Source organism: Streptomyces cathayae, assembly GCF_029760955.1.
GTDB classification, from domain to species: Bacteria; Actinomycetota; Actinomycetes; order Streptomycetales; family Streptomycetaceae; genus Streptomyces; species Streptomyces cathayae.
In genome coordinates this window covers 6442057-6455098 of record NZ_CP121682.1, presented here as the reverse complement: position 1 = coordinate 6455098, position 13042 = coordinate 6442057, and the positions used below count along the sequence as shown (strand labels likewise).

Genomic DNA, 13042 nt, shown 5'->3' with positions numbered 1-13042 from the left:
CGGTTGAGGGGCACGGCCTCGGCGGGCTCTTCCCGCCCGACCTCACCGGCTACCACGACGGGGCCGAGGCCTCCCTTCCGGTCGCCCTGGAACTGGTCCGGGCCATGCTCCGCGACCAGGGCGCCTGGTGCCGGCTGGAGGTGGGGGATGTGTTCACCGTGCACGTCGGGTGGGACCAGTACGTGTACGTGGGCAGCGACCGGCCCTGCGCGGACGCCGTGGCCCGTACACGGGAACTCGGTCTCTTCCCGGAACCGCTGACGGCCTCGCCCTACGCGGCTGAGTTCGACGAGGCGGAAGTGACGGAGCCGGCCGACGAGGACTTCTGGACGCGCGTGCGCACCCTGCTCGCCGCACGGCAGACGCTGTTCCTCGAGGAGACCTACGTCCGCAACGCCGCACGCCGGCACCGCCTCACTCTGGAAAACCTCGACACAGTGCGCGCCGGTCTCGGCCCGCGCGCCCTGCTGACCGTCCGGCCCGACCTGACCCCGGACGTCGGCGCGGTCCTCGCCGCGCTGCCCGAGGAGGGAAAGGGCTGCCGCGGTGAAGCGCGTCATTTCCCGGCTGGGGCAGGGGCCCGGGGAAGGCGTAGCTGGAAGCATGCTCCGAGGGTCCGGGGAGCGAGGGTGAGGGTGCCTCGATGGCGGTGGGCCAGGTCGCGGGCGATGGCGAGGCCCAGGCCGGTGCCGCCGTGGTCGCGGGAGCGGGCGTCGTCGAGCCGGACGAAGCGTTCGAAGATGCGCTCGGCGTCTTCGGTGGGCACGCCCGGTCCGTCGTCGTGCACCGTGAGGACGACCCAGGCGTCCTGGGTGCGGATGGTGATCTGGATGCGGTGTGCGGCGTGGCGGGCGGCGTTGTCGATGAGGTTGCGCAGCAGCCGTTCGTACTCGTCGGGGTTTCCGTGTGCGTGTGCGGGGGCGGTGCTGTCGCAGGTGAGGGTCAACGGTCGTTCGGTGAGGGGGTATTCCTCGGTCAGCCGGGAGGCGAGGGCTGTCAGGTCGACGGTTTCGGGGCTGGCTGTGGGGGTGCGGGTGTCGAGGCGGGCGAGAAGGAGCAGGTCCTCGGCGAGGGCCTGGAGGCGGCGGGTCTGTCGTGCGGCAGTGGTGACTGCCGCAGGCCAGTCGGTGCGTTCCGGGTAGGCGAGCGCGACTTCCAGGCTGGCCAGCAGTGTGGTGAGGGGGCTGCGCAGTTCATGAGCGGCGTCCGCGACGAAGCGGCGTTGCTGGGCGGCGGCGTTGTCGAGGCGTTGAAGGGTGGCGTTGATGGTGGTGGCCAGGGCGGTGATCTCGTGTCCCGTGGCGGGCACGGTGACGCGTTCGCGGGGGTCGCTCGCGGTGACCGAGGCGGTGAGGACGCGGATGGCTTCGACCGGCCGCAGCGCGATGCGGACGGTGAAGTAGGCGATGGCGGCGATCAGCACGAGGCCGACGAGGCCGGCGCGCAGCAGCAGGCGGTCGATGGTCCCGGTGATTTCCTCGGCCGCTCTCGGGAGCACCACCACATAGACCCGCATCCTGGCGTCGGCGGCGATGCCCAGAGCGGCGACCTCGTCGCTGCTCAGTTCATCGGCTTCGATGTCGGCCGCCAGGACCCGATACCTCTCGCCGGCCATGTCGCCCCTGATCCCGGGGGTGTAGTCACGGTTCACCGGCATGCGGACGTAGTTGGGCGACCCTTCCCCGGTCGCGGCGGGCATCACGTGGTGGGTGCCGGGATCGAAGTCCTCCATGCCTCCGCCGTAGGCGACGGCGGCGCGTCGGCCGGTCGCGACGACTTCGTACGGCACGGCGCTCGCGCGAGCGGGAACCACTCCCTCCCTCAGCTGGTCGCTGAGGGCCAAGAGCTGTTGCACGGCCTGTTCGGTGGCGATCTGCGTGCTCTGGCGGTAGACGTCGCGGTGTACCCACCAGCCCATGGCGGCCAGGATGACGGCGGCGGTCGAGGCAACGGCCAGGGCCGTGCGGGCTCGCACCGAACGTGGCCACCGGCGGCGTCGCAGTTCAGTCGCGTTCACGGTCGTCCACCAGCCGGTATCCGGTTCCTCGTACGGTCTGCAGGGACTGCCGCTGGAATGCGGCGTCCATCTTCTTGCGGAGAGAGCTGATACGCGCCTCCACCAGATTGGGATCCTCGGCCTCGTCGGGCCACGCGTGGTAGAGCAGATCCGCTTTGGAGACCGCCTGGCCCGCCCGGCGGGCCAGCAGCTCCAGCACGGCGAACTCCCTGGGCGTGAGGTCGACCCGGGTCCCGGCCCGGCGGCAGACCCGGGCAGCGACGTCCAACGAGAGGTCCCCCACGGCGAGGACGGGCGGGGCGACCGTGGCGGCTCGTCTGACCAGGGCCCGCAACCGTGCGACGAGCACCATGTAGGAGAAGGGTTTGGCCAGGTAGTCGTCGGCCCCCGTGTCCAGGGCCTCCGCCTGATCCCACTCCCCGTCCTTGGCGGTGAGTACCAGGATGGGGGTCGCGTTCCCCTCCCGGCGCAGCTGGGCGCAGACCTTGTAGCCGTTGAGTCCGGGCAGCATCAAGTCCAGTACGACAAAGGCGTATTCGCCGGTACGGGCCATCCACAGTCCCTGCCGGCCGTCATGGGCGAGGTCGACGCTGTAGCCCTCGGCGGTCAGGCCGGTGCGCAGGGTGTGGGCAAGGTCCACCTCGTCTTCGACCACCAATACGCGCATGCGGTGCAGCCTCGCACAGTGCCGGCCCGCCTTCCTGATCGGCCGGTCAGGTTGGATCAGCAACCGGTCAACGAGGTCCGGGCACGCTGGCGGAACTTCTTCTCCACTGCTGAAAGGCCCTGCCGTCGATGTCCGTTGATGAACGTGCGCCCGCCGTGATCGAGACGGTCGCTGCTCCCCCACCCGTCCGTCGGCCGTCACCGCGCCCGGCCCGAGCGGTTGTCGTCCTCGCGCCCATGCTGCTGACCATCGCTCTGGGACTCTGGGGCATCCGCAGGAAGAACACCATGTGGGGGGACGAGTCCGTCACCTACCAGCTCGCGCACCGCGACCTTTCGCAGATATGGCTCACCGCCCAGCATGTCGATCTGGTCCATGCCCTCCACTACGCCGTGATGCATGAGATCTTCGGTCTCTTCGGCGCAGGACTGCTGTCGTTGCGGCTGCCGTCCGTGCTGGCGATGTCCGCGGCGGCGAGCGCAGTCGGGCTGCTGGGCCTGCGTCTGGCGGGGCCGCGTGTCGGGCTGCTGGCCGGGCTGGTGTTTCCGCTCCTTCCTCAGGTGCAGAAGTACACGCAGGAAGGCCGCTCGTACGCCATGGTCTGCGCCCTGGTCGCCTGGGCCACCTATGCGCTCGTGGTCGGCGTCACGCGTCACGCCCGATGGCGGTGGGCGGTCTACGGCTGCACCATGCTACTGGCCTGCCTGCTCCATGAGTTCGCGGTTCTCGCCCTGGTCGCACACGGCGTCGCACTGGTCGTCTCCCGTGTTCCGCGACCGGTGCTGAGGGCGTGGGGCGTGACTGCCGCAAGCGTGGTGGCCGGACTGTTGCCGCTGGCGGTCCGCAGTGCGGAGCAGTCCGCGCAGGTGTCCTGGATCGACGTACCGGTGCGGCTTCCTGAATTCCTGGCCGCGGCGGTCGTGGGCGTGGCGTGTGCCCTGGCGCCCGTGGCGACGAGGGGACCCGTGCGGCTCCCTGTGCTGGCTGTGCCGATCGTTGTGCTTCCGTGCCTTCTGCTGCTGATCGCCTCGCTGGTCAAGCCCCTCTTCGTCGATCGGTACGTGCTCTACAGCAACATCGGAATCGCCTTGCTGGTGGGCGCCTGCATGGATCACTTCCACCAGCAGCGGAAGTCGTCCCGCAACGCGGCGGTTGCGGGAGTGGCCGCGGTTGCCGTACTGGCCGCACTCGTCCTGACGGGCCTTTGGCTGAGGACGCCCCAGAGCCGAAGCAATGACGTCACCGCCATCGGCGCCACCGTACGCGAGGTGGGCCGTACCGGCGACGGACTGCTCTATCTCTCCGGCCAGCACCGGATCTGGACCGCGGCCAACCCCGAGGACACCCGTTTCCTGACGGATCTGGCGCTGGCACAGGACCCCGTTTCGTCGAACACACTTGCAGGTGTCGAGCTTCCCGCCCAAGACATAGCGGCACGCATGCTGGAATTCGACCGAATCGTCACGGTCCGCGACCCGGCGGGTGCGCACTCGCCGACCAACCCGCAGGAGCAAGCGAAAACAAGCACCCTGCGGCGCCACTTCCGCGAGCACGGAACAACCCATGTCAACGGGGCGCGAGTCACCGTCTATGTCCGAGACCACGAACCGTCTCCGAAGGCCGGGCCTGGATTCAACAGGCCGGGAGCGAGCGGCTGAAGGACGAGGTGACCGCGGCGCCGGCCCTCGCGCCCGATCTCTGTACGCACGGGCTGCCGGCCTTCCGGTTCACAGTGCAGTCCGACACCTCGGTCGACGTCGCGGTGCCGCTCCTGCGCCCAGGGGCGCGGACACTGGACCGCCTCACCACGACATTCACGCAGCACAGTGAGCGTCCAACCCCGTGATTCGCCCACCAGCCCTCTCAAGATCCGCCAACAAGAATTCTCCACGCGCTCCTGACCTGCGCATCTCAGACCACGATTCGCCAAGTCAAGGACCCGGGACTAAAGTCCTGGGCTTGCACAACGGGCATCACTGGCGGTGATGCTGCGTTTGCGTCCAGCCCCGTCCCGCTGGCGCGGGGGCGGGGCGGGGGCCGTTGACGGGGCCCCGCGTCGCCACAACTCCCACGCTCTGGCGCGGATGTTGCGGGAGCCGTTCCGGTCTGCGTGATCAACGAATCCGCAGTTCCGGCACGCGAACCGGGCCTGCGAGACCCGGTTCGCCTGGTCGATGCGCCCGCATTCGGCGCAGGTACGGGAGGTGTACGCCGGATCGACGTGCACCACCGGTACCCCCGCCCGGCGGGCCTTGTACGCGATGAAGCTGCCCAGCTGGTGGAAGGACCAGGAGTGCAGGGTGGCCCGTTGGGGCTTGCGAAGCCGTACCCGCTCGCGGATGCCCGTCAGGTCTTCCAGGGCGATTCCGCGACCGGTGCGTTCCGCCTCGGCCACCACATGTTTCGCGATCTTGTGGTTGATGTCCTTGGCCCGCCGGGCCTCCTTGCGGCGGCGCTTCTTCAGCCGCCGCCGGGCGGACGGGGTGTTCTTCCGCTGCAGCTTGGCCCGCAGCGTGCGTTCCCGGGCCCGGATCCGGTTGAGCCCGCGCCCGGCCATGATCTTGCCGTCGGAGGTGGTGGCGATGTTCACAACACCGAGGTCGATGCCGAGGAAGTCCACCGGGTCGGTGTTCAGCGGTGCCTCGGGGACCTCGCAGGTGGCGTTCAGGAACCACCTGCCGTCCCGGCAGATGAGATCGGACTCGCCCCTGCGGTACCGGGCGAGGGTGGCCAGCTGCTCCGGCACGGCGGTGAACGCCACGTTTTTCATCCGCCCGCCGGTGGTCCACACCGACACCGTCCGCTCGGCGAGCTGCCACGAGAGCATCCGGTCGTCGTACGGCTGGGCGCCCAGGGGACGGAAGACGACGGGCTTCTGGGTGGCCCGGCGGTGGCGGACCGAGCCGGGGCGGCCCAGGCGGCCCGCCGTCAGGTTCGCCCGCAGGGTGGCGTAGGCGTCGCAGGTCTTCTTGATCGTGTGCTGGGCCGCCTGCGCGCCCAGGCCCCACCGTGACTTGACCTGCTCGTAGGTGAGTTTGCGCAGCGCGAAGTTCTTGAACTCTCCGTGTGCGAAGGCGACCTCGCCGACCCAGGTGGCGGCCTCGTTGCAGGCGCGCAGGGTCGCCTCCAGCGCCGCCGCCTGCACGGGCGTCGGCAGTAGCCTGATCTGCACCACCAGCTTCACGATCACCGAACCTACACACCCGTACGGCCGGCCACCGCACGTTCACCCGTCATCACCCGGCCGAGTGAACCCACACCGGCACAGCAGCACGGCCCCACCGGACACGACACCCGGCCGCTCCGCGGCCGGGCCCGCACAAGCGATACCGCGGCGCTCCGCGCCGCGGGACACAAGGATGCGATTCCTCCCGGGGCTGAAGCCCCGGGGTTCCTCGCAAGAATCCGCTGAAGGCGTACCGAAGCTGCATGCGAGGAGCGTACGAACGCTCCACACCGGATGTCGCCGGGAACATCCGTTCCCCGCCTCACCCTCGGCGGCCGCACTGTCCGGCTCCGCCGGAACGCCACCGCGACGCTCCGCGCCGCAGTCACACGATTCGCTTCACCCCCACGGTCTGAAGGCCGGAGCACTGCGAATGAAACCCGGTAGCCACCCAACCCGTTCACCGCCTCGCCGAGCGCGGACGCATCATGCCGAACACCGCCCGCGCGTACTCCCGCGTCTGCAGCAGTCCTGGCACCGCCTGGTTCGCGTACACGTGCAGTTCGACCGCTTCCGTCTCCAACCGCGCCGCGTCCCGGAAGAACGCCGGATACTGCGCCCGCGCGACCTCCTCCTTCATCTCTTGGAGGACGCCGCCTGCGTCCAAAAGTTCGTCCGCCTGGTCGATGAACTTCGGCGGCGGGACCCGGCGGCCCTGTTCGTACGCGGCGATCGTCGAGGCCGAGTAGCCCGTCGTCGAACAGAACTCGGGCCGTTCCGGGCCCACCCGGACCCGGAACCGCTTCAGCTGACGCCCGAAGAGACGCAGAATGCCGGAGCTTGCTCCCGCGTCCCGTTCGCCTTCCTCCGTACCGGGCTCTTCGGCAGCCCGTCCCATCAGATCGCTCATGTGCATCACCGCCTCTCCCATCAACGTGGCTCCGCGTCGAAGCGACATGCTCCGTCCCGCCCACATGCGCCGACGAGCCACGTACAGCGACCAGGCATGTGCGCGCCGTTCACCTCGTCGCGCGAGCGCTCTTCCGCATCCGACTTGATAGGCAAGCAGCCGCTTGCCTATCGTGTCGGTCATGGCGGAGGACGTCTTCAAGGCGTTGGCCGACCCGACCCGTCGGCGCATCCTCGATGAGCTGGCGGAACGGGACGGCCAGACACTGTTCGAAATATGCACACGGCTGGTGACCAAGCACGGCCTGGGGTTGTCCCGCCAGGCCATCAGCCAGCACCTGGCCGTACTGGAATCCGCGGGACTGGTCCGTTCACGGCGCCAGGGCCGCTACAAGTTCCACGATCTGAACACCGCACCCCTTGAGCACATCGTGACCCGGTGGCTCAGGCCCGACAGTCCGGAGAGCACCCCATGAGGATTCACCTGACCAGCGCCTTCGTCGACGACCAGGAGAAGGCCCTGCGCTTCTACACCGAGGTGCTGGGCTTCGTGAAGAAGCACGACGTCCCGCTGGGCGAGGACCGGTGGCTGACCGTGGTCTCGGCGGAGGAGCCCGACGGGACCCAGCTGCTGCTCGAGCCCTCCCGCCATCCCGTGGTGGCGGCGTACAAGACGGGACTGGCCGCGGACGGCATCCCGGCCGTCTCCTTCGCCGTGGACAACGTCCACGCAGAGTTCGACCGGCTGCGCGGGCTCGGAGTGCAGTTCACCCAGGAGCCGCTCGAAATGGGCCAGGTCACCACTGCGGTCCTGGACGACACCTGCGGCAACCTAATCCAGATCGTGCACAGCAAGTAGAGACCCGGCGAAGGCCGGCGGCGCGCCCTCTCCCTCCACCGCCCCCGGCCCCGGGCCCCGCCCCTCAGCCCTCGCTCTCCCACGCGCGCCGCAGGAAGGCGGAGGCGTCGGTCAGTTCCGGGAGGGCGATGGCGTGACCCTGGCCCGGGTAGCGGCGCTCCTCGAGGCGGGCGCCGGAGTCCTCGTGGAGCCAGGTGCCGGTCCGGGTGACGAGGTCGGCGGGGATCACCTGGTCCGCGGTGTCCCGGCCCCAGAAGACCGGCATCCCGGTCAGGCGGCCCTGCTCCTCGGGCAGGCCCGCGTCCCACGGCAGGGTGCCGGACAGGAGGACGGCGGCGGCGAACCGCTCCGGGCGGGCGAGCAGCAGGCCGCCTGCCATGGCCATGCCGCCGGAGAAGCCGAGCAGTGAGACCGACGTGTGGCCGGCGGCCTCGGTGTCGAGCCAGTCGAAGAGCCAGCCGGCGGTGGCCGCGAGGGAGTCCGGCAGGGGGCGCCCGATTCCCCGGTTGGCGAACCACGCGTACCCGCCGCCCTCCGCCAGCGGGGCGCGTACGAAGGCCATCGTGGCCTCCTGCGGCAGATACGGCGCGAGCTGTGCGAACGACGCCTCGTCCGCTCCCCGCCCGTGCAGGGCGACGACCAGCGGCGTGCCGGGCCTGCGGTCGGGTTCGACGGACCAGCTGACCGTGGGGGCGGCGGTGTGGGGCATGGCGGCGGCTCCTTGGGCGGCGTGGGGCGGACACGGGTTTCGGCTCGGGGCCGAGCACGGTCGAGCGTACCCGCACTGCTTGAAAGTTGAAGCAAGGGCTATGGTTGGTTTAGCTTGAAGCTTCAAGTTTGCCGGGGCGGGTCGTCGCTCAGTGCCGCGCGGCGCCCCCACCGTCTTCGCCGTCCCCTTCCGAGGAGTCCCCCCATGGCCAGTTCCGCCACCTTGTCCCGCCCCGCCGCCGCCACGACCGGCCAGGACGGCCCCGCCGCTCCCGCCCGTGCCTACGACATCGGCCTGCTGGTCCTGCGTCTCGTGCTCGGCCTGACCATGGCCGTGCACGGCGCCCAGAAGCTGTTCGGCTGGTTCGGCGGAGGCGGCGTCGAGGGCACCGGGATGTTCTTCGAGTCCCTCGGCTACCCCTCGCCCGAGGCGTTCGCCGTCGTGGCCGGGCTCACCGAGACCCTCGGCGGGCTCGGCCTCGCGCTCGGTCTGTTCACCCCGCTCGCCGCAGCGGCCGTCGCCGGCACGATGGTCAACGCGATCGCCGTGAAGTGGGGCGGCGGCTTCTTCGCCCCGGAGGGCGTGGAGTACGAGCTGCTCCTCACCCTGGCCGCGGTGGCGCTCGCCCTGACCGGCCCCGGCCGGATCGCCGTGGACCGGCTGCTGCCCTGGCTGCGCACGCACCGCCTCGCGTACGGCGGCGCCGCGGTCGTGCTCGGCGTCGTGGTGGCCGGTGTCACCCTGCTGCTGCGCCACTGACCCGGCGGGTGGTTCCCGGTCGGCGTCGGGTGCGGGCCGCCGTCTCCGTGACGGCGGCCCGCACGCCACCGAGGCCGATCACCGTGCGGGCCTCGGCCTCGCACCGGGCCCGCCCCCGAGAAGTCGTACGCTTGCCCTTCTCCCTCCGGAGGCCGGTTTCGAACGGCAAGACAGGAGAAGGCAGAAGCACGTCAATGGTTCGTGCGGCGACGGACACGAGGGGGAACGCAACGGGATGGACGAGTTCTGGCCAGTACCGCACGCGCTCACCTACCTCGGCGGACGCTGGCGGGTGACCCGGACCGTGCGGGACCTCGCGAGCGGCCACCTGGGGCGGTTCGAGGGGACCACCCTTTTCAGCCCACTCGAGGGCGGCGGCCTGCTGCACCAGGAGTCCGGCACCTTCACCTGGCAGGGCGTCCCCCGGCCCGCCGAACGCACCCTGCGCTTCCTCCCCGGTCCCGACGGCACGGTGGACGTGCGGTTCGCGGACGGCCGGCCGTTCCACGACCTGGACCTCTCGACGGGCCGGTACGTCGCCGAGCACCCCTGCGCCGCGGACCTCTACCGGGGCGAGTTCACCGTCCACGACGAGGACCGCTGGCGGACCCTCTGGCGGGTGCGCGGCCCGGCCAAGGACCTGGAGCTGGACACCGGCTACATCCGTGCGCGCTGAGGGGAGACACCTTCGATGCGCAGGCTCCAGCGGCCCGCCTGCCCGGTGACGCTGACCCGCGACAGCGCGCGGACGTCGATGTTCCAGTAGGTCGCGGGCGGTGCCTTCAGCGCGTACACCAGCGCGGCGCGGATCACGGAGGGTTCGGCCACCGCGACGACCCGGAAGTTCTCCTCCAGCGGCCGGGTGTCCAGCCAGCCGCCCACGCGGGTGATGAAGTCCAGCAGCGATTCCCCGCCGTGCACGGTGGCCCGCGGGTCGGCGAGCCAGGCGTCCACGGCCTCCGGCTCCCGGGCCATCGCCTCGCCCAGGGTCAGCCCGCGCCAGCGTCCCATGTCGCAGTCGCGCAGGGCGAGCTGGACCAGCGGGGCATAGCCGAGCCCGTCCCCGGTGGCACGGCTGCGCGGGTTCGGCGAGCAGTAGCGCAGGTCGGCCGCGGCGAGTGGCAGCAGCTCAGGGGCGACGCGCTGCACCTCGCTCCACCCGGCCTGGTCGAGTGGCCGGTCGTCCTCGAAACGCTCGTTCAGCCGCGAGGAGCTCCCCGCCGCGGCAACGAACGTGACCCGAAGTGCCATGCCGCGATGGTCGGTCCCTGAAGTGTGCAAATCAAGGGGTACGGCCAGGGTGTTACCCGGAGTCCATCGGGTTGTACGGCTTCGATCCGGACCTGCCGGACAACTCACCCGAAGTGCCGACGCCCCTGCCCCACCTGTCCCAGCACCTCGTCGCATGCGGTACGCAGTCGCCGCACGCCCTCCGCGATCTCCCCGGTGCCCGCGACCGCCGCGAAGCTCAGCCGCAGGTGGGCGGCCGAGGGCTCGGCGCTGAAGTACGGGCGGCCGGGGGTGACGGCGACGCCCGCGCGCAGGGCCGCCGCGGTGAGCGCGGACTCTCCTCCGGGGCCGAAAGCCCGGGAGGTGCCCCCGGTGCCGTCGGGCAGGCACAGCCAGAGGTGGTAGCCGCCCGCCGGGATGTGCGGGAGGGCGAGTTCGGGCAGACGGAGCCGGAGCGCGGTGGTCATCGTGTCGCGGCGGGCCCTCAGCTCGGCGGACACCGACCGGAGATGGCGCGGCCAGGCGGGCGAGCCCACGAGTTCCAGCGCGGCCTCCTGGAGGGGCCGGGGGACGAAGAAGGTGTCGACGATCTGGATGGCGCGCAGCCGCTCCAGCACCGGGCCGTGCGCGACGAGGGCGCTCACCCGGAAGCTCGGCGAGGTCGCCTTGGTGAGTGAGCAGACGTGGACGACGACGCCGTCGGGGTCGTCGGCGGCCAGCGGGCGGGGCAGGGGGCCCGCGTCCTCGTGGACCAGGCGCCGGACGAAGTCGTCCTCGACGATGAACGCGCCCGCCTCGCGTGCGATGCGCAGCACCTCACCGCGCCGTTCGGGGGCGAGTACGGCACCGGTGGGGTTCTGGAACAGGGGCTGGCAGACGAAGACCCGGGCGCCGGTGGCCCGGAAGGCGTCGGCGAGCAGCTCCGGTCGTACTCCGTCCGCGTCCACGGGCACGGGCACCGGTCGCAGTCCGGCGGCACGGGCGACGGCCAGCATGCCGGGGTAGGTGGGTGACTCCACGAGGACGGGGGCGCCGGGCGGGGCGAGCGCGCGCAGGGCGGTGGTCAGCGCGGACTGGCCACCCGCGGTGATCAGCACCCCCGCCGCGGTGACCGCGCCTCCGACGCTGCGCGCGAACCACTCGCGCAGCTCCACCAGCCCTTCCACCGGAGGTCTCCCCCAGGCTCCCGGCCGGCGCCCGGCCCTGGACAGTGCCGCCGCCATCGCGCGCTCCGGCTGCAGCGAGGGGTGCAGATAGCCGCCGTTGAACTCGATCACGCCGGGCGCCGGGGCGGCGAGCGAGGCCAGGACGCCGGAGGCGTCGACCGAGCGCGGGACGAGATCGGCGGCGCCCTCGGCGCTGAGCGCGACCTCCTGCCAGGAGGTGTCACCGGCCGCGGGGGCCGGGGACGCGGGGCGGGCGGCCCGGAACGCGCCGGCGCCGGGCCGGGTCACCACCAGCCCCTCGGCGGCGAGCTGAGCCAGTGCCCGCGAGACGGTCACGGGGCTCACCCGGAACCGCTCCACGAGCGCCCGGCTCGACGGGAGCTTTCCACCCGGCGAGTAGCGGTCCAGCTCTCGCCGCAGTCGATCCGCCAGATCAGCACCGCTGCTACGCTCATGCATGAGAGCAGAGAGTAGCGCTACTACCGCGAACCCGATAGCGGTCCGTACGCGCCGGGACCGCGCCGGCCTCGGGACCCTGCAGGCCGCCCTCGGCGTCATCGCCTTCTCGCTCACCTTCCCGGCCACCGCCTGGGGTTTGGAGGGATTCGGGCCCTGGTCCCTGGTGGCCGTGCGCTGCGTGCTGGCGGGACTGATCGCGGGCGGCTGCCTGCTCACGGTGGGAAGGCGGGCCGGGGCTCTGGAGACGGGAGCGGCAGGTGTTCCTGTGCGCCTCCGGAAGGGCCTGGCGCGGTGGTCAGGTGTGCCACTGCCCGCCCGCCGGCACTGGCCGGGGCTCGCCGTGGTCGCCGTCGGCGTCGTCCTCGGTTTCCCCCTGCTGACCACGCTGGCCCTGCAGACATCGACCACCGCGCACGCGGCCGTCGTGGTCGGGCTGCTCCCGCTCACCACCGCCGTGTTCTCCGCCCTGCGCGTCGGCTCCCGCCCCTCGCGCACCTTCTGGGCGGCCGCTTCGGCGGGTGCCGTCGCGGTGCTGGTCTTCACCGTGCGGCAGAGCGGCGGCGCGCTGACCACGGCCGACCTGTACCTCTTCGCGGCGCTGCTGGTGTGCGCGGCCGGATACACGGAGGGCGGCAGGCTGGCCAGGGTGATGCCGGGATGGCAGGTGATCGGCTGGGCGCTGGTGCTGTGCCTGCCGTTCACCGTGCCCGCCGCCGCCTTCGCGCTGGCCGTCGAGCCGGTGCGGCTGACCGTGCACAGTGTGGCCGGGGTGTTGTGGGTGGCGGCGGGTTCCCAGTTCCTGGGGCTGGTCGTCTGGTACCGGGGCATGGCGGCGATCGGCATCCCCCGGGCCAGCCAGCTGCAGCTGGCCCAGCCGCTGCTCACCCTGGTGTGGTCGGTGCTGCTCCTGGGCGAGCATCTGACGGCGGCGGCCCCGCTGACGGCGGCTGCCGTGCTGGTGTGCATCGCCGTCACCCAGCGGGCGCGCGGCTGAGGGGATGTACGGATCAAGGACGCTCGGCCCGTCGCCGCGCAGGCCCCGGTGGGCGGGCCGCTCGCGCACGGACGCCAGGCTGCGGTCTGCTCCCGCGCGGAGCATGC

The 13042-nt window shown here is 71.5% G+C and carries 12 protein-coding genes and 1 pseudogene; 6 read left to right on the top strand and 7 right to left on the bottom strand.

What is annotated here, in order from left to right; all coding sequences use genetic code 11:
- Positions 1-556: 556 nt before the first annotated feature.
- Positions 557-2017 carry a sensor histidine kinase gene (locus PYS65_RS29495; RefSeq protein WP_279336978.1) on the bottom strand — a complete coding sequence of 487 codons (1461 nt, stop codon included), beginning with the start codon at positions 2015-2017 and terminating at the stop codon, positions 557-559.
- Positions 2004-2684 carry a response regulator transcription factor gene (locus PYS65_RS29490; protein WP_279336977.1) on the bottom strand — a complete coding sequence of 227 codons (681 nt, stop codon included), beginning with the start codon at positions 2682-2684 and terminating at the stop codon, positions 2004-2006. Before PYS65_RS29490 ends, PYS65_RS29495 begins: the two co-directional genes overlap by 14 nt.
- Positions 2685-2920: 236 nt before the next feature.
- Here PYS65_RS29490 and PYS65_RS29485 point away from each other — a divergent pair, with 236 nt between their 5' ends.
- A complete protein-coding gene (locus tag PYS65_RS29485; protein ID WP_279336976.1) occupies positions 2921-4342 on the top strand; it encodes a glycosyltransferase family 39 protein in 1422 nt (473 codons plus the stop codon).
- A gap of 287 nt (positions 4343-4629) precedes the next feature.
- Here the strand turns inward: PYS65_RS29485 and PYS65_RS29480 are convergent, their stop codons facing one another.
- Positions 4630-5868, bottom strand: a complete 1239-nt coding sequence (locus tag PYS65_RS29480) for an RNA-guided endonuclease InsQ/TnpB family protein (RefSeq protein WP_279336975.1) — start codon at positions 5866-5868, stop codon at positions 4630-4632.
- Between the two features lie 460 nt (positions 5869-6328).
- Positions 6329-6748, bottom strand: a pseudogene (locus PYS65_RS29475) (helix-turn-helix domain-containing protein); the annotation flags it as partial.
- 193 nt (positions 6749-6941) lie between these two features.
- Here PYS65_RS29475 and PYS65_RS29470 point away from each other — a divergent pair.
- Positions 6942-7235 carry an ArsR/SmtB family transcription factor gene (locus PYS65_RS29470; RefSeq protein ID WP_279336974.1) on the top strand — a complete coding sequence of 98 codons (294 nt, stop codon included), beginning with the start codon at positions 6942-6944 and terminating at the stop codon, positions 7233-7235.
- Positions 7232-7618: a VOC family protein gene (locus tag PYS65_RS29465; RefSeq protein ID WP_279336973.1), complete on the top strand. Its 387-nt coding sequence runs from the start codon at positions 7232-7234 to the stop codon at positions 7616-7618. Before PYS65_RS29470 ends, PYS65_RS29465 begins: the two co-directional genes overlap by 4 nt.
- A gap of 64 nt (positions 7619-7682) precedes the next feature.
- Here PYS65_RS29465 and PYS65_RS29460 read toward each other — a convergent pair whose 3' ends face one another.
- On the bottom strand, positions 7683-8327 hold the full coding sequence (locus tag PYS65_RS29460; protein WP_279336972.1) for an alpha/beta hydrolase: 645 nt from the start codon (positions 8325-8327) through the stop codon (positions 7683-7685).
- Positions 8328-8531: 204 nt separating this feature from the next.
- On the opposite strand from PYS65_RS29460, the gene PYS65_RS29455 reads away from it, so the two are divergent.
- Positions 8532-9086, top strand: coding sequence for a DoxX family protein (locus PYS65_RS29455; RefSeq protein WP_279336971.1), 555 nt, complete (start codon positions 8532-8534; stop codon positions 9084-9086).
- 235 nt (positions 9087-9321) lie between these two features.
- Entirely contained in the window at positions 9322-9762 is a 441-nt protein-coding gene (locus PYS65_RS29450; protein ID WP_279336970.1) for a DUF6314 family protein, read from the top strand.
- Here PYS65_RS29450 and PYS65_RS29445 read toward each other — a convergent pair.
- Positions 9744-10337 (bottom strand): histidine phosphatase family protein, encoded by a 594-nt coding sequence (locus tag PYS65_RS29445; RefSeq protein WP_279336969.1) that lies wholly within the window; start codon positions 10335-10337, stop codon positions 9744-9746. The genes PYS65_RS29450 and PYS65_RS29445 overlap by 19 nt on opposite strands.
- Positions 10338-10441: 104 nt before the next feature.
- Entirely contained in the window at positions 10442-11941 is a 1500-nt protein-coding gene (locus PYS65_RS29440) for an aminotransferase-like domain-containing protein (protein ID WP_279336968.1), read from the bottom strand.
- Here PYS65_RS29440 and PYS65_RS29435 point away from each other — a divergent pair.
- Entirely contained in the window at positions 11940-12935 is a 996-nt protein-coding gene (locus PYS65_RS29435) for a DMT family transporter (RefSeq protein ID WP_279336967.1), read from the top strand. The genes PYS65_RS29440 and PYS65_RS29435 overlap by 2 nt on opposite strands.
- Positions 12936-13042: the final 107 nt, after the last annotated feature.

Excerpts from the sequence above, each read along its gene's own strand:
- PYS65_RS29450 (WP_279336970.1), top strand. The coding sequence starts at position 9,322 with ATGGACGAGTTCTGGCCAGTACCGCACGCGCTCACCTACCTCGGCGGA.
- PYS65_RS29440 (WP_279336968.1), bottom strand. The coding sequence starts at position 11,941 with ATGCATGAGCGTAGCAGCGGTGCTGATCTGGCGGATCGACTGCGGCGA.
- PYS65_RS29465 (WP_279336973.1), top strand. The coding sequence starts at position 7,232 with ATGAGGATTCACCTGACCAGCGCCTTCGTCGACGACCAGGAGAAGGCC.
- PYS65_RS29485 (WP_279336976.1), top strand. The coding sequence starts at position 2,921 with ATGCTGCTGACCATCGCTCTGGGACTCTGGGGCATCCGCAGGAAGAAC.
- PYS65_RS29445 (WP_279336969.1), bottom strand. The coding sequence starts at position 10,337 with ATGGCACTTCGGGTCACGTTCGTTGCCGCGGCGGGGAGCTCCTCGCGG.
- PYS65_RS29435 (WP_279336967.1), top strand. The coding sequence starts at position 11,940 with ATGAGAGCAGAGAGTAGCGCTACTACCGCGAACCCGATAGCGGTCCGT.
- PYS65_RS29470 (WP_279336974.1), top strand. The coding sequence starts at position 6,942 with ATGGCGGAGGACGTCTTCAAGGCGTTGGCCGACCCGACCCGTCGGCGC.
- PYS65_RS29490 (WP_279336977.1), bottom strand. The coding sequence starts at position 2,684 with ATGCGCGTATTGGTGGTCGAAGACGAGGTGGACCTTGCCCACACCCTG.
- PYS65_RS29455 (WP_279336971.1), top strand. The coding sequence starts at position 8,532 with ATGGCCAGTTCCGCCACCTTGTCCCGCCCCGCCGCCGCCACGACCGGC.
- PYS65_RS29460 (WP_279336972.1), bottom strand. The coding sequence starts at position 8,327 with ATGCCCCACACCGCCGCCCCCACGGTCAGCTGGTCCGTCGAACCCGAC.